This window comes from Streptomyces sp. NPDC032822 (assembly GCF_055578825.1).
Genome location: NZ_JBVIOL010000002.1, coordinates 443,955 through 470,396, shown reverse-complemented (window position 1 = coordinate 470,396; position 26,442 = coordinate 443,955). Strand labels below are relative to the sequence as shown.

Below are 26,442 nucleotides of genomic sequence, written 5' to 3'. Positions count from 1 at the left end.
TAGGGGGCCCGACGTGACGATTCTGGAGAACATCCGAGGACCACGCGACCTGAAGGCGCTGTCCGGGGCGGAACTCGGTGAACTGTCCGAAGAGATACGGGAGTTCCTGGTGCACGCGGTCGCCAGGACCGGAGGACACCTCGGGCCCAATCTGGGGGTGGTGGAACTCACCGTCGCCCTCCACCGGGTCTTCGAGTCACCGGTCGACCGCATCCTGTGGGACACCGGCCACCAGAGCTACGTCCACAAACTTCTGACCGGCCGTCAGGACTTCTCCAAGCTGCGCAGCAAGGGCGGCCTCTCCGGCTATCCCTCGCGCGAGGAGTCCGAGCACGACGTCATCGAGAACAGTCACGCCTCCACCGCGCTCGGCTGGGCCGACGGGCTCGCCAAGGCCCGCCAGGTGCAGGGCGAGAAGGGTCATGTCGTCGCGGTGATCGGCGACGGGGCGCTGACCGGCGGCATGGCCTGGGAGGCGCTGAACAACATCGCGGCCGCCAAGGACCGGCCGCTGATCATCGTCGTCAACGACAACGAGCGCTCGTACTCGCCCACCATCGGGGGGCTCGCCAACCACCTGGCCACCCTGCGCACCACCGACGGCTACGAGAAGGCGCTGGCCTGGGGGAAGGACGTACTGCTGCGGACCCCACTGGTCGGCAACACCCTCTACGAGTCCCTGCACGGGGCGAAGAAGGGCTTCAAGGACGCGTTCGCGCCGCAGGGCATGTTCGAGGATCTGGGGCTCAAGTACGTCGGCCCGATCGACGGGCACGACATCGGGGCCGTCGAGTCCGCGCTCCGGCGCGCGAAACGCTTCCACGGGCCGGTGCTGATCCACTGCCTCACCGAGAAGGGGCGCGGCTACGAACCCGCCCTCGCCCACGAGGAGGACCGCTTCCACACGGTCGGCGTGATGGACCCGCTCACCTGCGAGCCGCTCGCCCCCGCGGGCGGGCCTTCCTGGACCTCGGTGTTCGGCGAGGAGATCGTGCGGATCGGCGAGGAGCGCGAGGACGTGGTGGCGATCACCGCGGCCATGCTGCACCCGGTGGGGCTGGGCGGGTTCGCGGCCCGTTTCCCGGACCGGGTGTGGGACGTCGGCATCGCCGAGCAGCACGCGGCCGTGTCCGCGGCCGGTCTCGCGACCGGCGGTCTGCATCCGGTCGTCGCTGTCTACGCGACGTTCCTCAACCGCGCCTTCGACCAGCTCCTGATGGACGTCGCCCTGCACCGCTGCGGCGTCACCTTCGTGCTGGACCGGGCCGGCGTCACCGGTGTCGACGGGGCCTCCCACAACGGCATGTGGGACATGTCGATCCTTCAGGTCGTCCCCGGCCTGAGGATCGCCGCGCCGCGCGACGCCGACCAACTGCGGGCGCAGCTCAGGGAGGCGGTCGCGGTGGACGACGCGCCGACGCTGGTGCGCTTTCCGAAGGAGTCGGTGGGTCCCGAGATCCCGGCGATCGACCGGGTGGGAGGCCTGGACGTCCTGCACCGCTCACCGGGGGAGGAGCCGCAGGTCCTGCTGGTCGCCGTCGGGGTGATGGCCCCCGTCTGCCTCCAGGCCGCCGAACTGCTGGAAGCCCGGGGCATCACCTGCACGGTCGTCGACCCGCGCTGGGTCAAGCCCGTCGACCCGGCGCTCCCGGCGCTCGCCGCGCAGCACCGGCTGGTCGCCGTCGTCGAGGACAACAGCCGGGCCTCGGGTGTCGGCGGCGCGGTGGCGCTCGCCCTCGGTGACGCCGAAGTCGACGTCCCCGTACGGCGGTTCGGCATCCCGGAGCAGTTCCTCGCGCACGCCAAACGCGGCGAGGTGCTCGCCGACATCGGTCTCACGCCCGTCGAGGTCGCCGGCCGGATCGGCGCGAGCCTGGCCGTCATGGAAGCGGGCCCGGCCGTCCGGGAAGAGCCGTCCAAGGAGAAACAGGCATGACCACCGCCAAACCCGCCTCGTCCGCCGCTCAGGCCGGGGAGTTCGACCTCGGCGCGCTGCTGGCGGAGCGCGGGGCCGAGCGCTACGAGCTGCACGCCAGACACCTGAACCACCAGCTCCCGCGCATGCTGCACACCATCGGCTTCGACAAGGTCTACGAGCGCGCCGAGGGCCCCCACTTCTGGGACGCGGACGGCAACGAGTACCTCGACATGCTGGCCGGGTTCGGCGTGATGGGCCTGGGGCGCCACCACCCCGTCGTCCGCAAGGCGCTGCACGACGTCCTCGACGCCGGCCTCGCCGACCTCACCCGCTTCGACTGCCAGCCGCTGCCCGGACTGCTGGCCGAGAAGCTGCTCGCACACAGCCCGCACCTGGACCGGGTGTTCTTCGGCAACAGCGGCACGGAGGCCGTGGAGACCGCGCTGAAGTTCGCCCGCTACGCCACCGGGAGGCCGCGGATCCTCTACTGCGACCACGCCTTCCACGGCCTGACCACCGGATCGCTGTCGGTCAACGGCGAGGACGGCTTCCGGGACGGCTTCGCCCCGCTGCTCCCCGACACGGCGATCCCACTCGGCGATCTCGACGCCCTGGAAAGGGAGTTGAAGAAGGGTGACGTGGCCGCCCTGGTCGTCGAGCCGATCCAAGGCAAGGGTGTGCACGAGGCCCCGCCCGGATATCTGCGGGCCGCCCAGGAGTTGCTGCACCGGCACAAGGCGCTGCTGATCCTGGACGAGGTGCAGACGGGTCTCGGCCGCACCGGCGACTTCTACGCCTATCAGCACGAGGACGGGGTCGAACCCGACCTGGTGTGCGTGGCCAAGGCGCTCTCCGGCGGCTACGTACCCATCGGCGCCACCCTCGGCAAGGACTGGATCTTCAAGAAGGTCTACTCGTCCATGGACCGGGTGCTGGTCCACTCGGCGAGCTTCGGCTCCAACGCGCAGGCCATGGCGGCCGGGCTCGCCGTGCTGTCCGTCATGGAGAACGAGCAGGTCGTGGCCAACGCCCGGGCGACCGGGGAGCAGTTGAGGTCCCGGCTCACGGCACTGATCGACAGGTACGAGCTGCTCGCCGACGTCCGCGGCCGGGGCCTGATGATCGGCATCGAGTTCGGCAGGCCCAAGTCGCTGAAGCTGCGCAGCCGTTGGACGATGCTGCAGGCCGCCCGCAAGGGGTTGTTCGCCCAGATGGTGGTCGTCCCGCTGCTGCAACGCCACCGGATCCTCACCCAGGTCTCCGGCGACCACCTGGAAGTGATCAAGCTGATCCCGCCGCTGGTCATCGGCGAACGCGAGGTGGACCGGTTCGTCGACGCGTTCACCGACGTGATGGACGACGCGCACAGCGGCGGCGGGCTGATGTGGGACTTCGGCAAGACACTGGTCAAGCAGGCGGTCGCCAACCGGTGACGTCCACGGGCGGCCCATGGGTGACCTCTGGGCGGCCCATCGGTCTGGGTCTTTGTCTCTGAGGCAAGAAATTTGCCCCAGAGGCAAGGGTGCGGCTGAATGGAGAGCATGAGCTCTCCCGAGTCGGAGCCGCCGACCGAGTCGCCGGCCAGTCCGCCCACCGAGGTGGTTCCTCCGGTGGCGCCGCAGCTCCGCGCCCTGCGCCGCCGCGCCGCCCTCACCCTGGAGGCCGCGGCCCGCGCCGCCGGACTGTCGCCCGCCCATCTCTCCCGTCTGGAGACCGGGCAGCGCCAGCCCTCGCTGCCGATGCTGCTCGGCCTCGCCCGCATCTACGGTACGACGGTCTCGGACCTGCTCGGCGAGACCGTCGCCGACCGGGACGCCGTCGTGCGCGCCGCCGACATGGAGCCCACCGCCGCGGGCGGCTGGGCCTACTGGCAGGCCGGCGCGTCCGGCCGCGGTATGCAGGCCCTGCGCGTCCATGTGCCCCACGGCTCCCAGGGCGACATCGTGCGCGTGCACCCCGGCGAGGAGTGGCTGTACGTCCTCACGGGCCGACTGCGCCTGCGCCTCGGGGACAGCACGCATCTGCTCGCGGCGGGCGACAGCGCGCACTTCGACTCGCTGACCCCGCACCGCATCGTCGCCCAGGACCACGGCGGCGTCGACCTGCTGTTCGTCCACACCCTGCTGCAGAGCCCCACGGCCGCCCTGTGCCTGGGCCCCACCCCTGGAGAGACACCATGAGCAACATGGAGGAGAAGTTCCCCCGCTCCCTGTGGGTGCGGCTGATCATCTACCTGGCGGTGGGGCACCTCTTCGCGGCCTTCATCTACCTGCTGTTCGCACTGGGGGCCGACAGCAGGTGACCGGTCAGTCGAGCAGGCGCTCCCGCAGCCGCTCCCGGACCTCCGGGGTGAGCCCGAGGCCCTGCTCCAGGTAGGCATCGACGCTGCCCCACTGCTCCTCGATGGTGTCGAAGGCCGCCGTCAGGTACTCGGCGCGGGCGTCGAACAGCGGGCTGAGCAGTTCCATCACCTCGGGGGAGTAGGCCGAGGCGGAGGTGGAGCTGCGGCGCACCTTGTAGCGGCGGTGCTTGGCGTTCGACTCCAGGTAGTCGGCCACGATCGCCTCCCGCTCCACCCCGAGGGCCAGCAGCGTCACGGCTATCGACAGGCCGGCGCGGTCCTTGCCGGCCGCGCAGTGCATCAGGGCCGGGACGCTGTCCTCGGCGAGCGAGTGCAGCACCCGGGAGTGCTCGGCGGTGCGGTCCTTGATGATCGAGCGGTACGACGCGCTCATCCGGTTCGCGCCCTTGCCGTCGGACAGCAGCTCCCGCAGCTGGTCGAGGTCGCCGTCGCGGACCATCTTCCAGAACTCGGCCCCGTCGGCCGGGTCGGACAGGGGCAGGTTCAGGTTGCGCACACCCGGCAGCTCGACGTCCGGCCCTTCCAGCTTCTGGTCCGAGGCGTTGCGGAAGTCGAAGACCGTGTGCAGGCCCAGCGAGGCGAGGAACGCGGAGTCCTCCTCGGTCGCGTGCGCGAGGTGACCGCTGCGGAACAGCACTCCGTGCCGTACCCGCCGTCCGTCCACCGTGGGCAGCCCGCCCACGTCCCGGAAGTTGCGCACTCCGGCCAGATCGGGCTCGGTCGACGGAACCTGCTGCGTCACGAGGGCTCCTCCCCTTCGGTCCCGTCGGCGCGGCTCGGCGGCGGGCACGCCCACGACGATACGACATGCGTTCCTGGGGCAATGAGTTGTCCACAGACGTTGCACCAGGGCTGCGCTGACCTCGATGATGTTCGTGATTGAGTGCACCTGTTCATGTCTGTTCGCATCTGTGAGGTACCCCATGCTGGAGATCGCCGAGAACGGCCGTACGTGGCTGCTGTCCGGGCCGGGCAGCAGCTACGCCGTCCATCTCACCGACGACGACGAGCTCCTGCATCTGCACTGGGGGCCCCGCATCGCCCTCGCCGACGCCGAGGCGCTCGCCGTCCGTCCGCTGCCCGACTACTGGGCCTTCGAATCCCCTCTCGACGGCCGCGAGGAGTACCCCGTCGAGGGCGGCCCCCGCTTCGTACGGCCCGCCCTGTCGGTGCGCACGGAGGAGGGACGCGGCACCGAGTGGACCTTCGAGACGCACGAGAGGGGCGCGGACGACGAGCTGCGCCTGCGGTTCCGGGACGGCTCGCTGACGATCACGCTGCACTACCGGATGCGCGCCGCCACGGACGTCGTGGAGCGCTGGGTGACCCTGGACAACGACGGGCCCGTCGTGGAGCTGCTGCGCGCCGACTCCGCCGTCTGGACCTTGCCCGACCGCGAGGGCTGGCGGCTGTCCCAGCTGCACGGCCGCTGGGCCGCCGAGTCCCGGCTCACCAGCTCCTCCCTCACCTACGGTGAGAAGGTCATCGGCAGCCGGCGCGGCCACACCGGACACCAGCACCTGCCCTGGGTCGCCCTGGACACCGACGCGACCGAGGAGCGCGGCGAGGTCTACGGCTGCGCCCTCGGCTGGTCCGGCTCCTGGCGCATCGCCGTCGCCCAACTCCCGGACACGCGCGTACAGATCACCGGTGGGGCCGGCCACGACGAGTCCGGGCTGCTCCGGCTGGCGGCGGGGGAGTCCTTCACGACGCCCGTCTTCGCCGGCCTGTGGAGCGACGCCGGCTTCGGCGGGGCCAGCCGCGCCTGGCACGCCTACCAGCGCGCGTACGTCATCCCGGACGCGGACCAGGACCGGCCGGTGCTGTTCAACTCCTGGGAGGCCACGGAGTTCGACATCTCCGAGGAGCAGCAGGGCGTGCTGGCGCGGCGGGCCGCGGCGATCGGCGTCGAACTGTTCGTCGTCGACGACGGCTGGTTCGGGACCCGCACCAGTGACCGCGCCGGCCTCGGCGACTGGAAGCCCAACCCGGACCGCTTCCCCGGCGGGCTCAAGCCGCTCGCCGACTCCGTGCAGGCGCTCGGCATGCGGTTCGGCATCTGGGTGGAGCCCGAGATGGTCAACCCGGACAGCGACTTGTACCGCGCCCATCCGGACTGGGTGCAGTACCAGCCGGGACGAAAGCGGACGGAACTCCGCAATCAGCTCGTACTGAATCTCGCGCGCGAGGATGTCCAGGAGTACCTCTGGGAGCAGCTCCACGAACTGCTCTCCAGTGCCCCGATCGACTATGTGAAGTGGGACTTCAACCGCTGCTTCACCGACGCGGGCTGGCCCGGCGAGCCCTACCCCCAGCGCCTCTGGGTCGATCATGTGCACGCCCTGTACCGCCTGTTGGACCGGCTGCGGGCCGCCCACCCGGGCGTCGCCTTCGAGTCCTGCTCGGGTGGCGGCGGGCGGATCGACCTCGGGGTGATGAGCCGTACGGACCAGGTGTGGACCTCCGACAACACCGACCCGCTCGACCGGCTCGCCATCCAGCACGGCTTCACCCAGATCCACCCCGCCCGGGCCATGGCCGCCTGGGTCACCGACAGCCCCAATACCCAGCTCAACGGCCGGGTCAGCTCGCTGCGGTTCCGTTTTGTGAGCGCCATGGCCGGGGTGCTCGGGGTGGGCGGGGATCTCGCCGAGTGGACCGAGGAGGAGCTCGCCGAGGCGCGCGAGTGGGTGGATCTCTACAAGGAGATCCGGCCTCTCGTGCAGCGTGGCGACCTCTACCGGCTGCGGCCTCCGACGGGCGGGTCGAGCGCCGTGCAGTACGTGCTCGGCGACGAGACCGTCGTCCTCGCCTGGCTCCAGGCGCAGCACTACGGCGAGCCCGTGCCGGCGCTGCGGCTGCGGGGGCTCGACCCGGCGGCGTCGTATGAATGCCGCGAAACGGGCGAAGTTCACCGAGGTGCCGTTCTGCTGCATCACGGACTGCGGACGGGGCTGCGCGGTGACCTCGATGCGACGGTTCTCCGGCTGCGTCGTATCTAGGGCTTCTGCCCGAATTCCACACCTTCGCTCCAACTCCTTCTGGAATAAAGGAACCTGTGAATGTGCCACGTGAGGAGCGTCATATTCGTGACCGTGTGTCGCTCGTCATGTGCACGTAATCGGTGCCGTTTTCAAGGGAGTTTGACCGTGGCGGTCACCCTGTAATGCACACAGGGTGACCGGGAATTCTCTCAGGCGGCCGACAGGTGGCCATGCACAGGGAACCACTTACTTGTCCCTTTGCGTCTCGGTCGCTTACGTTCGCCCCGATCCGGACGGACGCCCAATCCTGCCGCCGCCCGGAGACCGCTCACACTCACCCGTCCTTGGCAGGAGCGGGGGACCCACAGGTACAACCGCCTGTTCCGGTCTCCGGAACGGCTAGGGGTTAAGCCGTACTTCGGTACGGCCGGGCATCTCCAGTCCGCACCCGACAGCTCACCTCGCAGGCGCCGGAGAGGAATTCGTCATGCCCGCGAAGGGTAAGCACCGCCGCCCGAAGTCCCAGCGCTTCACCCGTTCCATAGCCGTCGCCGGAACCGGTGGCGCCGCACTCGCCCTGCCGCTTCTCGGTGCCACCGGCGCGCATGCCGCCACCCCGCAGTCCGTCTCGGAAAAGGCCGTCGACTCGTCCGTTCCGACCACCGTGAAGAAGGTGGCCGAAAAGGCGACGGCCGAAAAGAAGGAGACCGCGCGGACCTCCGGCGCGAAGACCTACTCCGTGCGAGCCGGTGACTATCTCTCGAAGATCGCGGACGAGGAGAACGTCACCGGTGGCTGGCAGAAGCTCTACTCCGACAACCGGCAGGCCGTCGGCGACGACCCGTCGCTGATCCACCCCGGGCTGAAGCTCACGCTCGGCAAGAAGGCCACCACGGGCACCTCCCCGTCCTCCTCCGGCTCCTCGTCGAAGTCGTCTTCTTCATCTTCTTCGTCGGGTTCATCTGATGCGTCCGCCTCGTCGAAGACCGAGTCGGCCACGCAGAGCGCCGACAACGGCAGCTCCAGCGGCTTCACCCTCCCGGTGAGCGGAGCCTCCGTCGGAACCGCCTACCGCGTGTCCGGCAGCATGTGGTCCAGCGGCTACCACACCGGTGTCGACTTCGTCGTCCCGACCGGCACCGCCCTCAAGGCCGTCGGCGCGGGCACGGTCGTCTCCGCGGGCTGGGGCGGCGCATACGGCAACCAGGTCGTCGTCAGGCTCGCCGACGGCTACTACGCCCAGTACGCGCACCTCTCCTCGCTCTCCGTCTCCAGCGGTCAGACCGTGACCGAGGGGCAGCAGCTCGGCCTCTCCGGTGCGACCGGCAACGTGACCGGCCCGCACCTGCACTTCGAGATCCGCACCACGCCGGACTACGGCTCGGACGTGGACCCGGTGGCCTACCTCCGCGCGAAGGGCGTCGCCGTCGGCTGACACCCTCCCCGCGCCCCAGGCGCCCCGCAAGCCACCGAAGGCCGGACCCCGATCCCCGGGTCCGGCCTTCGGTGTGTGCCCCTCCGGCACCTTCGCCCTCGCTCGCTCATGATCACTTCATTGCGGTCGTGTGGCAGGGGTGCTCCGAGGGTCGACAGCGGGGGGAGGGTGGGGACACAGTGAACTCCGCAGTGGCGCAAGCGCTTTCTATGCCCTTTGGAGGTCACCGTGCCCCGCGCCGTCCTGAAGGCCGCCGCCGTCGCGATCGTCGGCGTGCTCGTCGGTGGGCCGCCTCCCGCCTTCGCGTCCGCCGATCCGTACACCGTTCGCCCCGACGACCGGCGCCTCGCGTACGAGGGTCACTGGAGCCGGAGCGCCGAGGCGGCCGTCACGGTCAACTCGGGCTCACGACTGCGCTTCCGTTTCACCGGCTCGGGTGTCCACGCCCGGTTCGACGTCTCGTCGATCACCGTGCCCGCGCAGATCCGGGTGTCGGTCGACGGAGGGCCCGAGCGGGTGTACGCCGTGGACCGCGGAGACCTGGAGATCACGGCGGACGGCGGCGGCTCCCGCACCGGCGGCACCCACACGGTCCGGATCTCCGTCAAGGACGTCTCCTCCCGGGCCAACCGCTGGACACCCCCGCTGGAGACCGGCGTGGTGCTGACCGGGCTGCGGCTCGACGACGGCCGCCTGCTGCCTCAACCCGCCCGGGCGGTAGGCCGGTTCGCCTTCTACGGCGACTCCGTCACCCAGGGCGTCATGGCCCTGTGCGACGTCAACACCTCCGACTGCGCCGACGGTACGGCCGCCTATCCCACGCTCGTCGCCGACGCCCTGCGCGCCTCGCTCACCCAGGTCGGGTTCGGGCGACAGGGCGTGATCCGGACCGGCAACGGGGGAGTGCCGGCCGCTTCCGAGGCGTACGGCTGGAACCACGCCGGGTCCACGGCGGACACGGACCGCCGCGCCGACGTCGTCGTGGTGAACCAGGGCACCAATGACGCCGTCTTCGGCTCGGCCGACTTCCGCCCCGCCTACCGGGCCTACCTCGAACGCCTGCGGGCCGGCGCACCGCACGCCCGCATCCTCGCCCTGCGCCCCTTCGACGGCACCCACGCCTCCGACATCGCGGCCGTGGTCGGTGAACTCGCCGACCCGCGCACCGAGTTCGTCGACACGACCGGGTGGCTCGGCGCGGACCGGGGGGACTTCAACGATGCCGTCCACCCCAGTGCCCAGGGTCACCGCAAGGTGGCCGACCGGCTGATCGCCCTCTTGGATACCGGCTTCGCCATCCAGCAGGCGGAGTCGGGCGTCGTGCCGAGTTCCCCTGGCACTCCTACGACGCCGGCACCGGCGAGCGCCCCGTGACCGGACAGCACCCCGCCGCCTGGGAGAACGACACCGGCATCGGCGTCGGGCGCGGCAGCACCGGCGACATCGACCCGGACCGCCCCGGCTACGAGTACCTGACCTCCACCGTCGACGTCACCGCCCCCGGCGCGGGTGTCCGCAACGCCCGGGACGGCAAGGTCTCCACCACCCCACCGAGCGTCAACTTCCGTATCGGGTGGGACGGTGACCGGGCGTCAGAACTCCTCGACTTCACCCGTGTCGTGAAGTGGGACCCGGGCACCGAGACCAGCGCACGGATCCTCACCCCGTCCGGCGTGGTCCCGGGCGCCCGTGGCGCGACCCCGTTCTACGGCGACCTGCTCGGCGACCGGCGCGAGGAGATCCCCGCCGAGACCGCCGACCACACCGCCCCGCGCCTCCACACCACCACCGAGCCGACGACGACCCGCTTCCACACCCTCGCCCAGAACCCCGCGTACCGCCTCGGCCGGACCGTGCGCGGCTGTCTCCAGTCCACGTACACCGACTACCACCTCGGCACCGGGACCCGCCGGGTGCCCGGGCCCTCGATCACCCTCCCGGAAGGAGCCGTCTCCCGTGACGACCACGCGTAGAGCCTTCGGAGCCCTCGCCGCCGGCACCGCCCTGGCCGCCCTCGCGCCCGCCGCCGCGAGTGCCACACCCCGCCACCACCGCCCCCTCGCGCACGACGACTTCCGTCACGGTCTGGGCCGGTGGGCGGTGGAGCTGGAGAAGGGCGGCACCGTCACCGCCTCGCGCGGAATCCTGGAGGTCGACGTGCCCGCCGGCGCGACGGTCTGGTTCAGGGAGCGGCTGGAAGGACCGTACGTCCTGGAGTACACCGCCACGCCGGTGTCCGCGGGCGGGGTCAACGACCGGGTCTCGGACCTCAACAACTTCTGGAACGCCGTGGACGTCCGTTCCCCCGGCGACCTCTTCGCCACCCGTCGGGGCGGGGCCCTGGCCGAGTACGACCACCTCAGGACGTACTACGCGGGCTACGGTGCCAACACCAACACGACGACCCGGCTGCGCCGCTACGTCGGCGAGGCGGGCGTCCGGCCGTTGATCTACGACTACACCGAGCCGCTGCTCGTGCCGAACGAGCCGAACCGGGTCCGGATCGTCTCCGCCGGCTCGCGCGTCCAGTGGTGGAACAACGGACGTCTCGTCTTCGACTACCGCGACCCGGAGCCGTACACCGGCGGCCACTTCGGCTTCCGGACCACCTGGAGCCATTTCCGGTTCAGCGGGTTCCGGGTGTGGCGGCTGCCGCAATTGCCGCCTCAACAGCGCTGATGAAGACGCTATTCCTGGTTTGACCAATCCTTGAAGAGTGGCTTATCTCACCGCTCGTCAACCCCTTCCTACGGTCGCGTAGCTCACATCCGAAGGGGAATCATGGGCCGATGTGGCAGACGATTCGAAGAGTGGCAACAGATCAGTGATCGGGTCGTACGTGGCGGTGGGGGACAGCTTCACCGAGGGCGTCGGCGACCCCGGCCCCGACGGGGCGTTCGTCGGCTGGGCCGACCGGTTCGCGGTACTGCTCGCGGACCGGCGGCCCGAGGGGGACTTCCGGTACGCGAACCTCGCCGTGCGCGGGAAGCTCCTCGACCAGGTCGTGGAGCACCAGCTGCGCCAAGCCGTCGAACTGGCTCCGGACCTGGTCTCCTTCTGTGCCGGGGGCAACGACATCCTGCGGCCCGGCACCGACCCCGACGAGGTCGCCGAGCGATTCGAGCGAGGAGTGGCGCAGCTCACCGCCGTGGCCGGCACGGTGATGGTGACGACCGGGTTCGACACCCGCGACATCCCCGTGCTCAAGCACCTGCGCGGCAAGATCGCGACCTACAACGGACATGTGCGGGCCATCGCCGACCGGTACGGCTGTCCCGTGCTCGACCTGTGGTCCCTGAAGACCATCCAGGACCGGCGCGCCTGGGACGGCGACCGGCTCCACCTGTCCGCGGACGGGCACACGCGCGTGGCGCTGCGCGCGGGGCAGGTCCTCGGGCTGGAGATCCCGGCCGACCCGGACCAGCCCTGGCCGCCGCTCCCGCCGCGCGGCACGCTCGAGGCGCGACGGGACAACCTGCACTGGGCGCGCGAGTACCTGGTGCCGTGGATCGGCCGCCGGCTGCGCGGGGAGTCGTCGGGCGACCACGTGATCGCCAAGGGCACGCTGTCGCCGAACGACATCAGGACGCGGATCGCCCGCGTGGCGTGAAGGCCGGTGGGACGGGTCGGTGTGAGGGTGCCCGGTGCGCGCCGGCCCGAGCGCGGTGCGCACCGGGCACCTGGCTCGTGTCCCGGGGGTGGCCGCTCGCCGAGGGTGTGGCCGGGCTCGACCGGTGAGGGGATCGCGCGACCGGCGGCACGGGCCGCATCCACGTCGGTGGTCGTCGACGACGGTGACGGTGCCCCGGGGCGGGGAGGGCGGCGTGGCTGGGGCGTCGGGGGTCGGGTCGTCCTACGTCGTCGACGTCTCGCGCGCCAGCCCCAGTTCCCGGGCGACCGCCTCGTCCACCCACTCCTGCGCCCGGGACCGCGAGACCGCGCCCGAGTACGACGTGAGCTGTACGGCGAGCCCGTCCAGCAGGGCCGTGAGGCGCAGGGCCGTGCCGCCCGGGTCGGGGCAGCTGAACTCGCCCGCCGCCACGCCCTCGGCGATCACCTCGGCGAGGGCCGCCTTCCACTGCCGGTCGAGATCACGGGTGACCTCCTGCAGCGCGGGCTCGCGGAGCGCGGCCGCCCAGCCCTCGATCCACAGCCGCCAGCCCTTGGCCGGCCCGGTCGGGGCGTACCAGCGCACGGCCGCCCGCAGCCGGCGCAGCGCCGTGGTGCGACGGCCGACCAGTCTGCCCAGGTGGGCGAGGTCGCCCTCGGCCGCGTACGTGAACGCGGCGGCGACCAGTTTCTCCTTCGTGGAGAAGTGATAGAGCACGAGAGCGTTGCTCACGCCGAGCGCCGAGGCCACGTCGGAGATCCTGACCGCCGCCACGCCCCGCGCCTCGATCTGCTCGATGGCGGCCCGCAGCAACTCCTCACGCCGCTCGGCCACGCTCAACCGCACTCTCGCCACGCGGTCACCCTAATCCGTGGTCCTGTGCGACGCCGGACGGAGGCCGTTTCCCGGCCGCGAGGCTCCGCACCCTCGTGGAAACGGCCTCGGGTGGCCGTCCCTGCCGCTGGGAGGGGCTTCTCGCGCAGAGGGCCCGGTGCTTGGACTACCGGTACCAGCCGAACCGCTCGGCGATGACCGGCAGTCGGTCCGCGACGATGGCGTGCGCGGCGGTCCGCGGAGTCGTGCCCTCCCGGTCCGCCCGGGCCAGCATCTGCTCGACCAGGTCCCGCATCGAGCGACGGATGTGGGCGAACGCCACGTCCGCGTCGGCCTCGATGTCTCCGAACAGGGTCCACCACCACCAGGCGTTCGTCGCGGAGTTGACGACCACGTCCGGCAGGACCGTCACCCCGCGCGCGGACAGTAGTTCCTCCGCCTCGGGGAGGACCGGCATATTGGCCGCCTCGACGATCCAGCGGGCCGTGATCCGCTCCTGGTCGGCGGTGTCGATCGCGTACGACACGGCCGCGGGCACCAGCACCTCCGCGTCGGCGGACAGCCAGGCGTCGCCTGCCAGTTCACGGTCGGAGGGGCGCAGCACGGACCGGTCCACCGTGCCGTAGGCGTCCCGCGCGGCGAGCAGCGCCTCGACGTCGAGCCCCTCCGGGTTGCTGATCGTGCCCTTGATGTCGGCGACGGCCACCACGGTGAGCCCCGCGCGCGTGAGGAAGCGCGCGGTGGCCCCGCCCATGGTGCCCAGGCCCTGCACGGCGACCCGCGTACCCGCGGACGCCACACCGGCCCGGTCCAGGGCCGCGAGCGCCGACTCCGCCACCCCGCAGCCGCCCGCCAGCGCGTCGAGCCCGATGCCGTCCACCTCGACCGCGAAGGCGTCCGCGAGCCGCCGCCGGGCCACGGCCTCGTCGTCGAGCAGCGGATACACCGCCTGGACGGAGGAGACGAGCCCCGCCTCCGAGACCGCCCGGTCCACCAGGTCCTGGGTGAGACCGAGGTCCTCGCCGGTGGCCCACAGAGTCTCGACATAGGGCCGCATGGCGCGCAGATAACGCACCAGGAGGTCGTACGCCCCCGGCTCGCGGGGATCGCAGTCGATGCCGCCCTTGGCGCCGCCGAGGGGGACGTAGCGGCCCTCGGGGTTGTAGTGGAGGGCCTCCTTCATGGTCATCCCGCGGGCGAGCCCGGTGACCTCGTCCAGGGTGCAGCCCGCGCGCATGCGCAGTCCGCCGCTGGAGACACCGCGCACCAGCCGGTCGACGACGAGGAAACCCTGGCGACCGGTGAGGTGGTCGGTCCAGGTGAGCGACAGCAGGGGGGCGGTCATGCGGGTTCCTCCAACTGAACGGTGAGTCAGTATCGGGATGATGGCCGTGTCCTGTCAATGTGTCGAACCGATCATGGGTGGCCACCCGGTTGTCGCAGGGGTCGACCATAATGGGAAGCCTGACCGACTCCACCTGGAGGTACCGTGACCGGAATCCGTTCCCTGCGCTCCGGGCTCCGCGCGCTGCGGCCCGAGGCCTTCGGCGCGGACGCGAGCGGCGAGCGCCTTGCGCGCATCCGCACATCGCCGCACTTCGAGAACGGGGTCTTCCGGAATCCGGAGGGTGCCCCCCGGCCCGACGGCGCCATGCTCGAGTTCGCGAAGTCCTCCTTCCGCAAGGAGGAGCGCGCCCACCGCGCCCCGGCCGGCACCGTGCCGTTGCACGCCACGACGCTCGCCGACATCGCCCGGCCGCCCGCCACCGGGCTGCGGCTGACCTGGATGGGGCACTCCAGCGTGCTCGCGGAGATCGACGGGCAGCGGGTGCTCTTCGACCCGGTCTGGGGTGAGCGCTGCTCCCCGTTCGCCTTCGCCGGACCCAAGCGGCTGCACCCGGTGCCGGTGCCGCTGGCCGCGCTCGGCCCGGTCGACGTCGTCGTGATCTCGCACGACCACTACGACCACCTGGACATGCCCACGATCAAGGCGCTGGCCGGCACGGACACCCTGTTCGCCGTGCCCCTGGGCGTCGGCGCCCATCTGGAGCGCTGGGGAGTGTCGCCGGACCGGCTGCGCGAGCTGGACTGGCACGAGGCGACGAAGGTCGGCGGCCTCACCCTGACGGCCACGCCGGCCCGCCACTTCTGTGGCCGCGGCCTGCGCAACACACAGCACACGCTGTGGGCGTCTTGGGTCGTCGCCGGGAGCGAGCACCGGATCTACCACAGCGGTGACACCGGCTACTTCGAGGGCTTCAAGGACATCGGCGCCGAACACGGCCCCTTCGACGCCACGATGATCCAGATCGGCGCCTACAGCGAGTTCTGGCCGGACATCCACATGACCCCCGAGGAGGGCGTGCGCGCCCACCTCGACCTCCAGGGCGGGCAACCGCACGGCGTGCTGCTGCCGATCCACTGGGCCACCTTCAACCTCGCCATACACCCGTGGGCCGAACCCGGCGAGGGCACGATCACGGCCGCCCGCGCCGTGCGGGCGCCGATCGCCCTGCCCCGCCCCGGCGAGCCCTTCGAGCCCACGGCCGAGACCGTGCCCACCGAGCCGTGGTGGCGGGGTGTGGCCATCACCCCGGCGGGCGGATGGCCGGCCGCCGAGGCCGACGCACCGGCCGAGGCGGTGACCGGCGCGCCCGCCGTGGCGGTGGCCGAGGCCGCGCCGAAGACCTCGGCGGACGCCGGGACGACGGGTGGCGCGCAGGAGGGCAAGAGCGAGGGTTCGGGGTCGGGCGAGCCGGAGACCGTTCCGGCGGGCTGACAGACGGGACGGGACGGCACGCTCGCGGACGGTTGGGAGCACGGACGTCCGGGAGCGTGCCGTTCCGGAACGGGCACTCCTTGGCGGCTGCTCGTCCGCGGGTCGGCCTCCTACCCATGAGCTCCCAGGGGCAGCACGGAGGTCGCCACCAGGGTGACCGGGGTCGCCCCAGCGCCTGCCGCCGCATCGGGTCGTCGTACCCCTCCGGCGCCCCGAACGACATCACGGGCCGCGCCGGACCGGTGGGGCGTTCATGGTTGCGGATGACGCTCCGGCGGACGCGTCGCACCTGCCGGTGGAGACCGAGAGCGAGCCGTACGTCAGGCCGGCGGCCCTGAGGCACCTGTACCGGACCATGGCCGACATGAACGCGCCCGGCCTCGCGGACACGCTGCAGACGGTCGCCGACGGAGTGGTCGAGAGCCTCGGATACGGACTGGGCAGTGTGCGCCTCGTGCGCCGGGACGGCGACCTGATCGTCGCGGTGGTGGCCGAGGGCTGGGAAAGCGTGGCCGAGCGCTCCGGACGGATCGTCTCCCGCGAGGCCTGGGAACACCGACTGGCGGTGGGCGAGGGCTGGGGCGACCTGCGGTTCGCGCCGCGTGCCGAAAGACCTCGTCGTCCGCCGCGTATCCGGAACCGGGAGCGTCCTGCGCCGGGGCGCCGCTGTTCGACGGGGAGATGCCGACGGCTGGGTCGAACTCCTTCTCGTACTGGAGCACGTGTCCTCCGGGGCCGGTCAACAGGGGGCTGGGGCGGGCGACTTCGCCGGACGCGAGTCGATCGACATTCTGTACCGGTCCGGTCGCGGGGTGGAACGGACGCCGGCAATTCCGGCGGGCACATTCCTCGTGAAAGCCCTTTCGCCGACTGTCCTGTTCACCACGGAGAGTGAATCTCCGGGGGGTGATCGGCGTGGTTCAAGGGCGGTCGGCAGGCGTCCGGCGGGTGCTCGACGGGCTGTCGGGTGGTGTCGCGAGCGGTGGGCGGCCGTGAGCGGTCAGCGGGTCGGGGCGGTGGATTCCCGCGCTGTCGAATCGTTCGTGACCGGTTCTGACCAGCGCTGATCGATCCTGGGCTTGATGGGGACGAGTATCCGGCGAACTTCTCGGTCTGTCGTACGAGGCCTCATACCAGAGCGGGACCCTGTCCGGGGGACTTTGTCAACTGCCCACCGCACATGATGCGTTGCCGACTACTGTCAGTGTCCGTCGGGCGACGCAGGGCCGAAAAGTTCGGTTCTCTCGATCGACACCCGCATGCGCGTGCCCGCGTACGCATCCGACATGTGCAGCAGCGAGCCCCCAGGGCATTCAGGCCCGACGGACCAGTACGACGAGGACACCGATGTCTCACCTCCGCGCACCGGCCGCGCGCGCAGACCGCCGTGAGGGCGGGCGGCACGGCCGACCGGCCGCCCGAGCCGCTCTCGCGCTGCCCGAGACCCACATACGGCTCCAACTGCTGCGGCTCGCCGTGCTGCCGCCCGTCGCCGTCGCCCTCAGCGCCTGCGCCGCCGTCCTGTTCACCGTCCGCTCCACCGGCGCCCGGCCCGGCCTGGCCCTGTGGTGCGTCCTCACCGGAGCCTTCTCGGTCACCTGCGCGGGCATCCTGATCTCCGCCGTGGCCGCCGACCGCGCCGCCAGGTCGCTGAGCGACCGCATCGGCGCCCTGCGCCGCAGCACCGCCCGGGGCGAGGCCGACCTGCGGGCCCTGGTCGACGCGCTGCGCCGCGGCGAGGGCCCGCCCCAGCGCAAGCCGCGCGGCGGCCCGCCCGACGACGCCGACGACTTCGAACTGCTCGCCGCCGACCTCTCCCGCGCCCACGACGGGGCCGTCACCGCCGTCGTCCAGGCCGCACAGCTCTCCAGTCAGGCGGGCAGCGAACAGAAACTGGAGGTCTTCCTCAACCTCGCCCGGCGCCTCCAGTCGCTGGTGCACCGCGAGATCTCGATCCTCGACGAACTCGAGAACGAGATCGAGGACCCCGACCTCCTCAAGGGCCTCTTCCACGTCGACCACCTCGCCACCCGGATCCGCCGCCACGCCGAGAACCTCGCCGTGCTCGGCGGCGCCGTCTCCCGCCGGCAGTGGAGCAACCCGGTCTCCATGACCGAGGTCCTGCGCTCCGCCATCGCCGAGGTCGAGCAGTACTCACGGGTCAAGCTCGTGCCGCCGATCGACGGCACCCTGCGCGGCCATGCCGTCGCCGACGTGATCCACCTGCTCGCCGAACTGGTCGAGAACGCCACGGTGTTCTCCGCCCCGCACACCCAGGTGCTGCTGCGCGCCAACCTCGTCACCTCGGGGCTCGCCGTCGAGGTCGAGGACCGCGGGCTCGGCATGCCCGTCGAGGAGCAGAGCCGGATGAACGCCCTGCTCGCCGACCCCGACCAGGTCAACGTGGCCAGCCTGCTCGCCGACGGGCGCATCGGGCTGTTCGTGGTCTCCCAGCTCGCCAAACGGCACGGCATCCACGTCCGGCTCCAGACCAACATCTACGGCGGTGTGCAGGCCGTACTCGTGGTGCCGCAGGCGCTGCTCGGTACGGCGCCGGGCGCCTCCGGAGCCGTACCGCAGCCCCCGGACGCCCCGGTCGGCGGGGCCGGCCAGCCCGTTCCGCCGCGGCAGCACGCCCGCCCCGGGCCGCCCGAGAGCGGGCACCGGGGCACGCCGAACGCACCGGCCGCGCCGACGGTCCCACCGCGCCCCCAGCACCGTGAGGCGCCGCGCCCCCGACAGCGGGACACCGGCCCCGGTGCACCGCCCGCGCGGCCACCGGTGCGGGGCGGTGGCGGACCGGCGCCGCTGCCCGTGCGCGGGGCCCGGGAGGAGCGGCCCACCCCGGCGGAGGCGGTGCCCGGCGTCCGGTCCGACCACCGGCACCTCGTCGCCGAACACGTCGCCGCACCGCCCACCCCCCGCAACGGTGCGGTGCGCGGCACCATGGGCAAGCCCCAACTGCCCCGGCGCCGGGCCCAGGAGCACATCGTGCCCCAGCTGCGGGACGGGCCGGCGCCCCGCCAGGAGCCCGAGTGCCTGGCCGGACACGACCCGGGCCTGATGGCCGCCTTCCAGCGGGGCGTCGGGCTGGCCGAGGCCCAACAGCACCTGGAGTCGGCGTCCGGCGAGCCGACCGGCTCCATGACGTCGGCCCTGGAGACATCGGCCCTGGAGGGCCCGGCTGTCGAGGGCCCGTCCATGGAGGGTCAGGCCACGAGGGAGCCGGGCCACCGGGAGTCGGCCCACAGGGACGCCGTCCACATGGAGCCGCCCCCTATGACGGAGCAGGCCGACACGGGGCCGATCCACATGGTGCGCACGCACATGTCGCCCACTCATATGACGCCGACCGGCACGGAGTCGGGCCTGGAGCCGTCCTATCGGGAGTCCGCCCCCATGGACCCCGCGGCCACGCCCGCACCGCCGCCCGGGACCGAGTCCCCCACGTTCCACACGCCCCTGGACCTCGGCCACACAGACGTCTCCGACATGCCCACGCCGCTCTCCATGGACGTACGCCCCATGGATCCGTCCCACATAGCCGAGGCACGCCCCCCGCACGGGACCGGATCGCACGACGTACGCGCGGTGCGGGACGGCCTGTCCGCGCCCGGCCCCGGCCTCGACCACACCCACCGGCACGACGGGAGCGCACCCGCCGGATGACCAGCACCGCGTTCACCCCACCCCCCAGCGCTCCCGCAGACCTTCGTACCTCAAGGAGTCGATCCACCATGGCGAGCGAAGCGCCGACCGGCCATGTATCCGATCTCGACTGGCTGATGAGCGGTCTCGTGCAGCGTGTGCCGCACACCACCAGTGCGGTCCTCCTCTCCTGCGACGGGCTGGTGAAGTCGGTTCACGGCCTCGACACCGACAGCGCCGACCACATGGCGGCCCTGGCCTCCGGCCTCTACTCCCTCGGCCGCAGCGCAGGCGTGCGTTTCGGCGACGGCGGGGACGTGCGCCAGGTCGTCGTCGAACTCGACGCGACCCTGCTGTTCGTGACCACTGCCGGATCCGGTACCTGTCTCGCCGTACTGGCCGGCCGTGAAGCCGACGCGGCGGTACTCGGCTACGAGATGGCCATGCTGGTCAAGAGCGTCCGCCCCTACCTGGTGACCGCGCCCCGGCAGCACGCCAGCGAACCGTCGGCGATGAGGCCTTGAGCGTGACGGCGGCCGGCGACGGGCCCTGGCTCGACGACGCGGCCGGACGGCTGGTGCGCCCCTTCACCGTCAGCAACGGCCGTACCCGCCCCACCATCGCCCTCGACCTGCTGTCGCACGTGATGGCCACCGGAGCCACCCCCCTCGGCTATCTCGGCCCCGAACACGCACAGGTGCTCGACATGTGCCGCGCGCCCGTCTCGGTCGCCGAGGTCGCCGCCCATCTGAGGCTGCCGGCGGTGGTCACCAAGGTGCTGCTGTCGGACCTCGTCGACTGCGGTGCACTCACCACCAAGCCCCCCGAGTTCACCCACAACCCGACTGACCGGGCCCTTCTGGAGGCAGTGCTCGATGGACTACGACGACAGCTCTGATCCCTTCCCCACCGCACTGAAGATCCTGGTGGCGGGAGGATTCGGAGTAGGCAAGACGACCTTCGTGGGCGCGGTCAGCGAGATCGCCCCCCTGAGCACGGAGGAGTTGCTCACCACGGTCAGCGCCGCGACCGACAGCCTCGACGGCATCGAGAACAAGGTCGAGACGACGGTGGCGATGGACTTCGGCCGCATCACCCTCGACCCGGAACACGTCCTGTACCTGTTCGGCACCCCCGGACAGGAGCGGTTCTGGTTCATGTGGGACGAACTGTCCGAGGGGGCGCTCGGCGCGGTCATCCTCGCCGACACCCGCCGCCTGGAGGAGTGCTTCGCGGCCGTCGACTTCTTCGAACAGCGCGGCCTCGGATTCATCGTCGCGATCAACGAGTTCGACGGCTCCTACCGCTACGACCCCGAGGAGGTCCGCGCCGCCATCGACCTCGATCCGCAGATCCCGATCGTCCGCTGCGACGCCCGGATCTCCAGTTCGGGGGTCCAGACCCTGCTCACCCTCGTCCGGCACCTCATCGCCCACAGCCCGGCGGTCGCGCCGAGCCACGGTGCCCACATGTGACCCCGCGCGCCGACCCACGGCGCCCACATGTGCCCCACGAACACCCCGCAATGGAGCCGCATATGACGTACGCCCACAGCGACGGAGCCCGCCCATGAGCTACGACCTGCCCCGCCCGGCCGGTCGACTGCTGCTCACGCCCGAGGACAAGGAGGCGCCCGCCCGTGCCCGGCGGCTGCGCGGACTGGGGCTGGGAGAGCATCCTGAGCCGGCGCTCGACGCCTTCGTGGACCGTCTCGCGGAGCGTGCCGGAGCGCCGTACGCCATGGTCAACTTCATCGGAGAGGAACGGCAGTTCTTCGCGGGCCTGCGGGTCCCGCAGGTCTGCCCGCTGACGGACACCGACGAGCCCAAGCCGGAGATCGGCCGCTTCATGGAGCGCGACCACGGCTTCTGCCCCCATGTCGTGGCGCGGCGCAAGGCACTGGTCCTGGAGGACGTGCGCGACTACCCGCGGTTCGCGGGCAACCCGGTCGTCGACGAGTTCGGCATCCGTTCCTATCTCGGCGCCCCGCTCATCGACACCACGGGGATGGTGCTGGGCACCGTGTGCGTCGCCGACATCGAGCCGCGGGCCTGGGGGAAGGCCGGTCTGGAGACCATCAAGTCGACGGCGGTGGACCTGGTGGCACGGCTGGAGCGGAGGGAGAGCGAGGGGGCGGGGCCGTGAGAGCGGCGGTGGGGGCGGTGAGGGTGTGCCGTGGACCAGATCCGGGCCATGGACAGATCCGGGTCGTGGCGCGCACGTGACAACGGCTCCCCTCGACCGGCCGTGCCTCAGAAGCCTCGCCAGACGTTGTCGAAGGCCGCGTCCTCGACGGTCCGCCGCTGCCGTACGGACTCCAGTTCCGTCACCGCGTCGCCGACCGTGGTCAGTACGGTCACGACCGTTTCGTCGGTGAGTCCGGGATAGCCGCCGGCGGGCTCCTCGCGGATGCCGAGGGCGGCCGTCAGGGCGGCGAGGACGGGCTCGTCCGACGCCCGGCGCTCCTCGGCACGGCTCCGGTCCGGCGAGTCGACCAGCGCTGTCCGGCCGGTCCGGGCGGGAAACCGGCGAGCACCCTCCCGGGTGACCAGCCCTTCCGTCTCCAGCGCGGCGAGATATGCCGACCGCAGGTCGCGCCCCCGCCGCCACAGCCAGTCCTCGGCCGACTCGTACGGCTGCTGCCGGACGAGCGACGACGCGGCCTCGTCCAGGAGCCGGTCGCCCGTTGCCGGTGGAGGGCCGGGCACGAGGCGGTCGCCGTCCAGGGTGAGCGCGCCCGCCGCCACGAGGTCGATGAGTTCGGCGCCCGCGAGGGCGAGCGACAGATCGCCCTGTTCCACGGGACGGCCGTCCTCCACGTCCATGGCGACGATCATCAGGTCCCGTGCAGTGGTCATGGATGGCTCCCTTGGAGTCGGCCGACTTGGGACCATGATGTCAGGCCGGGTCCGTCCTGGCCGCCCGGTCACAGGACCGGTCAGCCACAGGTCCGCTCGGTCACAGAGTCCGCTCGGTCACAGAGGCCGGTCGGTCAGGCCTTCGTCGGTCAGTTCTGATCGGACAGGCCCGATCGGTCCGGCCCGGTGCGTCCCGCCCTAGGGTGCGTCCCGGCGGCGGGCAGCTGTTCCCGTTCCGTGGGCGCGTGTCGCACGAGCGCCGGGCGGCGGCGCGGGAAGCCGGACCGCAGGACGGCGGCGGACGCCGCGGCGGCGAGGACGACCAGGGCGGCCATGAGCAGGGCCCCGTGGTAGCCGTGACGGAGCAGCGGGGCGACGGCCGGCGGGCCGAGGATCTGGCCGACGGAGTACCCGGCGGTCAGCAGGGCGACCGAGCGAGGGAACCGCAGCTCTGCCCCGGCGGCCAGCGCGAGCGTACTGATCCCGAGGAACGTGGCGCCGAACAGCACCGCCGAGACGAGGGCGACCGCCACACCGTCGACCAGGGCGGGCAGGGCGATGCCGACCGCCTGGACCACGAGTGCGGCGACCAGCAGGTCGGGGAGGGGGCGACGGCGCCCCAGCCGGGCCCACAGGGCGCAGGACGGCACGGCGGCCAGCCCGACCAGCACCCAGGCGCCGCTGCCGATCCACCCGGGGGAACCCTGCCCGATCGCGGCGACCAGGAAGGTCCCGGCCACGATGTAGCCGGTGCCCTCCAGGCTGTAGCTCACGAACAGCACGCCGAACCAGCGGCGGGAGCGGGCCCGAGGACCGTCCTGTGCCGCCGTACCGGACGCCGTGGGGGCCGGGGGCGGAGGTTCCGGTTGTAGCTGCCATGCGAGTGCGGCGAGGAGTGCGGCGAGTGCGGCGGCGGCCCACCAGGCGGCCCGCCAGTCGGCGACCGTACGCAGCGCCAGGACCAGCAGGCCGGACAGGGCGATACCGGCGCCCACCCCGCCGAAGGCCCATCCGGGCAGGTGGGCGGAGTGCCCCCGCACTCGGCCGAGCACGGAACTCACCGCGACGACGAAGATCAGTGCGCTCGCCACCCCGGCCAGGAACCGCAGAACGAGCCACACCGCGGGGGCGTCCGTGACGGCCATGGCCATCAGCGTGCCGGTCAGCCCGACCAGCGAGCCGCGCAGGACGACCCGGGATCGGACCAGCCGAGGCACCAGGATGCCCAGCAGGGCCCCGCAGAGATATCCCCCGTAGTTCGCGGTCGCCAGATGCGCTCCGGCGTCCGTGGACAGGCCCGCTTGCGCGTGCATCAGGGGCAGGATCGGCGTGTACACGAAACGGCCGATCCCCATGCCGGCCGCGAGCGCCGCGGCGGCCCGGACGACATGGCGCCGGGGCGAGGACGCGGGGGAGGGGTGAGCGGTCACGCGGCGGTGGCGGTGGCGGGGGCGGTGGCGTCGAGATGGGTCGGCCGGTACGACCGGCCCAGGTCGATGGCGACCGGGAACTCTCGCATGGTCCGTCTCCGTTCGGGTCCGTGCCCGGTGAGTCCTGGTCCGACGCGGCAAGGAGGCGTCGCTGAGGCCGCGTACCGGCATCACGCGCCGGACGGGACCGCCGCGCCGGACGCCCGGACGTACAGCCGCGCCGGACGGCCAGGCCCGCCCGCCCGCCGCCGCCGCCGTCGCCGTCGACGTGGCGACCGTGTCACCGGGATCTCCGTACGCCTCATCGTGGATCCGTCCCCGCCCGCGCGCCACGACCGGCCGGCTCCCTGCTGATAGGCGCAGCCTCCCAGGCCGCGTAGCATGGCCGCCGTGGAGCTGCGCCAGTTGCGGTACTTCGTCGCGGTCGCCGAGGAGTTGAACTTCGGCCGGGCCGCCGCGCGGCTCCTGATCGCCGGTCCCTCGCTCTCCCAGCAGATCAAAGTGCTCGAACGTGACCTGGGTGTGCGGCTGTTCGACCGCGACCGTCGCTCGGTCTCCCTCACGACGGCCGGTGCCGCCCTGCTTCCGCACACCCGCGCCCTGCTGGAGCGGGCCGACGACCTCCGGCGCCGGGCGGGCAGACTCTCGGGATCGGAGCCGGTCCGGCTCGGCCACGTCAACTGGCTTCCCCCTGACCTGAGTACGCGCACCGCCCCGGTCGCCCGGGTGCACGTCGACGCGTGGGTCGCGCCCTCGCACACCCAGGCCGCCCGGGTCGCCGACGGCAGCCTGGACCTCGCCGTCTGTTGGGTGCGCGACGAGGACCTCGAACGCCAGGGACTGCAGGCCGTGCTCCTCGGGGCCGACCGGCTGTACGCCGTCTCGGCCGGCACCGACACCGGTGACGTGGCCGCCCGGGAGACCACCGTCCTCCTCGACGACGACACCACCTCCTGGTCGTCCTGGAACGGCTACGCCGAAGCGCTGGCCCACGACACGGGCGCCCGTGCGGAACACATCTCCGACGGCGGCATCACCGGTCCCGCCTTCTTCGACCACGTCCGCCGTTGTCGGCGCCCGGTCGTCAACTGCCCCAAGGGGCAGACCACTCCGCTCCCGCCGGACCTGGTCCGCCGCCCCATCGTCACACCGCGGGTCCACTGGACCTGGTCCCTGATCCGCCGTGAGGGGGAGGCACGCCCCGCGGTCCTCGCCGTCATCGACGCCCTCCGCGCAGGCGTGGGCGCCGGCGACGAACTCGGCATCCACGCACCGGACGCCTGGCTGCCCGACGGAGACCCGTACCGGTACTGAGACCCGTACCGGCGCCGCGACCCGTACCGGCACGGAGACGCGTGCCGACGCCGCGCCCCGTACCGGGAAGGCGGGTGTGAAGCAGAGCTGTGGCGCCGCTTAAGAAATCCTCGATGGACCCCGGGGCCGCCGTACGGCAGATTGCCAGGGGATTCCACCCCTCTCCCCGGAACGGGTCTGCTCGGCATGCCCGGACCCGGGGACCCACGCACAGGAGCCGTAGCGTGAAGGCGCTGGTCAAGGAGAAGGCGGAGCCGGGGCTGTGGCTCGCGGACGTGCCCGAGCCCGTGGTCGGACCCGGCGATGTGCTGATCAAGGTGCTGCGCACCGGGATCTGCGGCACCGACCTGCACATCCGGGCCTGGGACGGCTGGGCGCGGCAGGCGATCCGCACCCCGCTGGTGATCGGGCACGAGTTCGTCGGCGAGGTCGTCGAGACGGGCCGGGACGTCACCGACATCGCGGCGGGCGACCGGGTCAGTGGTGAGGGCCACCTGGTGTGCGGCAAGTGCCGCAACTGCCAAGCCGGGCGGCGGCATCTGTGCCGTGCCACGGTCGGGCTCGGGGTCGGCCGCGACGGGGCGTTCGCCGAGTACGTCGCCCTGCCCGCCGCCAATGTGTGGGTGCACCGCGTTCCCGTCGACCTCGATGTCGCCGCGATCTTCGACCCGTTCGGCAACGCCGTGCACACCGCGCTGTCCTTCCCCCTGGTCGGCGAGGACGTCCTGATCACCGGTGCGGGACCGATCGGCCTGATGGCCGCCGCGGTGGCCCGGCACGCCGGTGCGCGCCACGTCGTGGTGACCGATGTGAGCGAGGAGCGCCTCGCGCTGGCCCGCAAGATCGGGGTGAGCCTGGCACTGAATGTGTCGGAGGCCCGGATCGCCGACGGGCAGCGGGAGTTGGGGCTCCGTGAGGGCTTCGACATCGGCCTGGAGATGTCCGGCCGGCCCGAGGCGATGCGCGACATGATCGCCAACATGACGCACGGCGGCCGGATCGCGATGCTCGGCCTGCCGGCCGAGGAGTTCCCGGTCGACTGGTCCCGCGTCGTCACCTCGATGATCACCATCAAGGGCATCTACGGCCGTGAGATGTTCGAGACCTGGTACGCGATGTCGGTGCTCCTGGAGGGCGGCCTCGACCTCGCCCCCGTGATCACCGGGCGGTACGGCCACCGCGACTTCGAGGCGGCGTTCGCGGACGCGGCGAGCGGCCGCGGCGGCAAGGTCATTCTCGACTGGACCGCGTAACTCCCTTTCGGCGAAGG

Annotated in this window: 23 protein-coding genes, 1 pseudogene and 1 riboswitch; of the genes and pseudogenes, 19 read left to right on the top strand and 5 right to left on the bottom strand. The window is 71.9% G+C overall.

What is annotated here, in order from left to right:
* Positions 1 to 13 precede the first annotated feature (13 nt).
* From dxs to ACZ5VD_RS07725, 4 genes are all read left to right on the top strand, one after another.
* Positions 14 to 1,936, top strand: coding sequence for a 1-deoxy-D-xylulose-5-phosphate synthase (gene dxs / locus ACZ5VD_RS07740; RefSeq protein ID WP_468681379.1), 1,923 nt, complete (start codon positions 14 to 16; stop codon positions 1,934 to 1,936).
* A complete protein-coding gene (locus ACZ5VD_RS07735) occupies positions 1,933 to 3,351 on the top strand; it encodes an aspartate aminotransferase family protein (RefSeq protein ID WP_468681378.1) in 1,419 nt (472 codons plus the stop codon). Before dxs ends, ACZ5VD_RS07735 begins: the two co-directional genes overlap by 4 nt.
* Positions 3,352 to 3,459: 108 nt before the next feature.
* Complete coding sequence (locus tag ACZ5VD_RS07730) at positions 3,460 to 4,098, top strand: helix-turn-helix domain-containing protein (RefSeq protein WP_468550910.1); 639 nt, start codon at positions 3,460 to 3,462, stop codon at positions 4,096 to 4,098.
* Positions 4,095 to 4,220, top strand: coding sequence for a DUF6126 family protein (locus ACZ5VD_RS07725; RefSeq protein ID WP_468550909.1), 126 nt, complete (start codon positions 4,095 to 4,097; stop codon positions 4,218 to 4,220). Before ACZ5VD_RS07730 ends, ACZ5VD_RS07725 begins: the two co-directional genes overlap by 4 nt.
* 4 nt (positions 4,221 to 4,224) lie before the next feature.
* Here ACZ5VD_RS07725 and ACZ5VD_RS07720 read toward each other — a convergent pair whose 3' ends face one another.
* The gene (locus tag ACZ5VD_RS07720) at positions 4,225 to 5,022 is read right to left on the bottom strand and encodes a tyrosine-protein phosphatase (RefSeq protein WP_468681377.1); all 798 of its coding nucleotides are present in this window, start codon (positions 5,020 to 5,022) and stop codon (positions 4,225 to 4,227) included.
* 181 nt (positions 5,023 to 5,203) lie between these two features.
* On the opposite strand from ACZ5VD_RS07720, the gene ACZ5VD_RS07715 reads away from it, so the two are divergent.
* The 6 genes from ACZ5VD_RS07715 (at position 5,204) to ACZ5VD_RS07690 (ending at position 12,309) form a co-directional block, all read left to right on the top strand.
* Positions 5,204 to 7,282 carry an alpha-galactosidase gene (locus tag ACZ5VD_RS07715; protein ID WP_468681375.1) on the top strand — a complete coding sequence of 693 codons (2,079 nt, stop codon included), beginning with the start codon at positions 5,204 to 5,206 and terminating at the stop codon, positions 7,280 to 7,282.
* A 307-nt stretch (positions 7,283 to 7,589) separates the two neighbouring features.
* Positions 7,590 to 7,749: riboswitch (cyclic di-AMP (ydaO/yuaA leader) on the top strand.
* A 2-nt stretch (positions 7,750 to 7,751) separates the two neighbouring features.
* Complete coding sequence (locus ACZ5VD_RS07710; protein ID WP_468681373.1) at positions 7,752 to 8,699, top strand: M23 family metallopeptidase; 948 nt, start codon at positions 7,752 to 7,754, stop codon at positions 8,697 to 8,699.
* Between the two features lie 228 nt (positions 8,700 to 8,927).
* Positions 8,928 to 10,073 carry a GDSL-type esterase/lipase family protein gene (locus ACZ5VD_RS07705; RefSeq protein WP_468681371.1) on the top strand — a complete coding sequence of 382 codons (1,146 nt, stop codon included), beginning with the start codon at positions 8,928 to 8,930 and terminating at the stop codon, positions 10,071 to 10,073.
* Positions 10,070 to 10,672 carry a rhamnogalacturonan lyase family protein gene (locus tag ACZ5VD_RS07700; protein WP_468681369.1) on the top strand — a complete coding sequence of 201 codons (603 nt, stop codon included), beginning with the start codon at positions 10,070 to 10,072 and terminating at the stop codon, positions 10,670 to 10,672. Before ACZ5VD_RS07705 ends, ACZ5VD_RS07700 begins: the two co-directional genes overlap by 4 nt.
* Positions 10,656 to 11,378 (top strand): DUF6250 domain-containing protein, encoded by a 723-nt coding sequence (locus ACZ5VD_RS07695; protein WP_468681367.1) that lies wholly within the window; start codon positions 10,656 to 10,658, stop codon positions 11,376 to 11,378. The genes ACZ5VD_RS07700 and ACZ5VD_RS07695 overlap by 17 nt, the downstream gene beginning before the upstream one ends.
* Before the next feature lie 145 nt (positions 11,379 to 11,523).
* Complete coding sequence (locus ACZ5VD_RS07690) at positions 11,524 to 12,309, top strand: SGNH/GDSL hydrolase family protein (protein WP_468551140.1); 786 nt, start codon at positions 11,524 to 11,526, stop codon at positions 12,307 to 12,309.
* Positions 12,310 to 12,552: 243 nt separating this feature from the next.
* Here ACZ5VD_RS07690 and ACZ5VD_RS07685 read toward each other — a convergent pair whose 3' ends face one another.
* Positions 12,553 to 13,164: a TetR/AcrR family transcriptional regulator gene (locus tag ACZ5VD_RS07685; RefSeq protein ID WP_468550902.1), complete on the bottom strand. Its 612-nt coding sequence runs from the start codon at positions 13,162 to 13,164 to the stop codon at positions 12,553 to 12,555.
* Between the two features lie 145 nt (positions 13,165 to 13,309).
* On the bottom strand, positions 13,310 to 14,488 hold the full coding sequence (locus ACZ5VD_RS07680; protein WP_468681365.1) for a glutamate dehydrogenase: 1,179 nt from the start codon (positions 14,486 to 14,488) through the stop codon (positions 13,310 to 13,312).
* A 144-nt stretch (positions 14,489 to 14,632) separates the two neighbouring features.
* On the opposite strand from ACZ5VD_RS07680, the gene ACZ5VD_RS07675 reads away from it, so the two are divergent.
* From ACZ5VD_RS07675 to ACZ5VD_RS07645, 7 genes and pseudogenes are all read left to right on the top strand, one after another.
* Positions 14,633 to 15,922, top strand: coding sequence for an MBL fold metallo-hydrolase (locus tag ACZ5VD_RS07675; RefSeq protein WP_468681363.1), 1,290 nt, complete (start codon positions 14,633 to 14,635; stop codon positions 15,920 to 15,922).
* A gap of 295 nt (positions 15,923 to 16,217) precedes the next feature.
* Positions 16,218 to 16,532, top strand: a pseudogene (locus ACZ5VD_RS07670) (diguanylate cyclase CdgB); the annotation flags it as partial.
* Positions 16,533 to 17,269: 737 nt separating this feature from the next.
* On the top strand, positions 17,270 to 19,591 hold the full coding sequence (locus ACZ5VD_RS07665; RefSeq protein WP_468681361.1) for a sensor histidine kinase: 2,322 nt from the start codon (positions 17,270 to 17,272) through the stop codon (positions 19,589 to 19,591).
* A gap of 68 nt (positions 19,592 to 19,659) precedes the next feature.
* Positions 19,660 to 20,094, top strand: a complete 435-nt coding sequence (locus ACZ5VD_RS07660; protein ID WP_468550894.1) for a roadblock/LC7 domain-containing protein — start codon at positions 19,660 to 19,662, stop codon at positions 20,092 to 20,094.
* Positions 20,095 to 20,096: 2 nt separating this feature from the next.
* Positions 20,097 to 20,468 carry a DUF742 domain-containing protein gene (locus ACZ5VD_RS07655; RefSeq protein WP_468551139.1) on the top strand — a complete coding sequence of 124 codons (372 nt, stop codon included), beginning with the start codon at positions 20,097 to 20,099 and terminating at the stop codon, positions 20,466 to 20,468.
* Entirely contained in the window at positions 20,446 to 21,045 is a 600-nt protein-coding gene (locus tag ACZ5VD_RS07650; protein WP_468550893.1) for a GTP-binding protein, read from the top strand. The genes ACZ5VD_RS07655 and ACZ5VD_RS07650 overlap by 23 nt, the downstream gene beginning before the upstream one ends.
* A 94-nt stretch (positions 21,046 to 21,139) precedes the next feature.
* Entirely contained in the window at positions 21,140 to 21,715 is a 576-nt protein-coding gene (locus ACZ5VD_RS07645; RefSeq protein ID WP_468550892.1) for a GAF domain-containing protein, read from the top strand.
* A 107-nt stretch (positions 21,716 to 21,822) separates the two neighbouring features.
* Here the strand turns inward: ACZ5VD_RS07645 and ACZ5VD_RS07640 are convergent, their stop codons facing one another.
* Positions 21,823 to 22,428: a GOLPH3/VPS74 family protein gene (locus ACZ5VD_RS07640; protein ID WP_468681359.1), complete on the bottom strand. Its 606-nt coding sequence runs from the start codon at positions 22,426 to 22,428 to the stop codon at positions 21,823 to 21,825.
* A 149-nt stretch (positions 22,429 to 22,577) separates the two neighbouring features.
* The gene (locus tag ACZ5VD_RS07635; RefSeq protein ID WP_468681670.1) at positions 22,578 to 23,783 is read right to left on the bottom strand and encodes a YbfB/YjiJ family MFS transporter; all 1,206 of its coding nucleotides are present in this window, start codon (positions 23,781 to 23,783) and stop codon (positions 22,578 to 22,580) included.
* A gap of 456 nt (positions 23,784 to 24,239) precedes the next feature.
* Between ACZ5VD_RS07635 and ACZ5VD_RS07630 the strand changes: the two genes are divergently transcribed.
* Positions 24,240 to 25,172 carry a LysR family transcriptional regulator gene (locus ACZ5VD_RS07630; protein ID WP_468681358.1) on the top strand — a complete coding sequence of 311 codons (933 nt, stop codon included), beginning with the start codon at positions 24,240 to 24,242 and terminating at the stop codon, positions 25,170 to 25,172.
* 224 nt (positions 25,173 to 25,396) lie between these two features.
* Entirely contained in the window at positions 25,397 to 26,425 is a 1,029-nt protein-coding gene (tdh, locus tag ACZ5VD_RS07625) for an L-threonine 3-dehydrogenase (RefSeq protein ID WP_468681356.1), read from the top strand.
* The last annotated feature ends 17 nt before the right edge of the window (positions 26,426 to 26,442 follow it).

What these genes read in the sequence shown, in the direction of transcription:
- ACZ5VD_RS07735 (WP_468681378.1), top strand. Translation starts at nt 1,933, where the DNA reads ATGACCACCGCCAAACCCGCCTCGTCCGCCGCTCAGGCCGGGGAGTTC.
- ACZ5VD_RS07730 (WP_468550910.1), top strand. Translation starts at nt 3,460, where the DNA reads ATGAGCTCTCCCGAGTCGGAGCCGCCGACCGAGTCGCCGGCCAGTCCG.
- ACZ5VD_RS07725 (WP_468550909.1), top strand. Translation starts at nt 4,095, where the DNA reads ATGAGCAACATGGAGGAGAAGTTCCCCCGCTCCCTGTGGGTGCGGCTG.
- ACZ5VD_RS07715 (WP_468681375.1), top strand. Translation starts at nt 5,204, where the DNA reads ATGCTGGAGATCGCCGAGAACGGCCGTACGTGGCTGCTGTCCGGGCCG.
- ACZ5VD_RS07710 (WP_468681373.1), top strand. Translation starts at nt 7,752, where the DNA reads ATGCCCGCGAAGGGTAAGCACCGCCGCCCGAAGTCCCAGCGCTTCACC.
- ACZ5VD_RS07680 (WP_468681365.1), bottom strand. Translation starts at nt 14,488, where the DNA reads ATGACCGCCCCCCTGCTGTCGCTCACCTGGACCGACCACCTCACCGGT.
- ACZ5VD_RS07665 (WP_468681361.1), top strand. Translation starts at nt 17,270, where the DNA reads ATGTCTCACCTCCGCGCACCGGCCGCGCGCGCAGACCGCCGTGAGGGC.
- ACZ5VD_RS07660 (WP_468550894.1), top strand. Translation starts at nt 19,660, where the DNA reads ATGGCGAGCGAAGCGCCGACCGGCCATGTATCCGATCTCGACTGGCTG.
- ACZ5VD_RS07650 (WP_468550893.1), top strand. Translation starts at nt 20,446, where the DNA reads ATGGACTACGACGACAGCTCTGATCCCTTCCCCACCGCACTGAAGATC.
- ACZ5VD_RS07645 (WP_468550892.1), top strand. Translation starts at nt 21,140, where the DNA reads ATGAGCTACGACCTGCCCCGCCCGGCCGGTCGACTGCTGCTCACGCCC.
- ACZ5VD_RS07640 (WP_468681359.1), bottom strand. Translation starts at nt 22,428, where the DNA reads ATGACCACTGCACGGGACCTGATGATCGTCGCCATGGACGTGGAGGAC.
- ACZ5VD_RS07635 (WP_468681670.1), bottom strand. Translation starts at nt 23,783, where the DNA reads ATGGGGATCGGCCGTTTCGTGTACACGCCGATCCTGCCCCTGATGCAC.
- ACZ5VD_RS07630 (WP_468681358.1), top strand. Translation starts at nt 24,240, where the DNA reads ATGGCCGCCGTGGAGCTGCGCCAGTTGCGGTACTTCGTCGCGGTCGCC.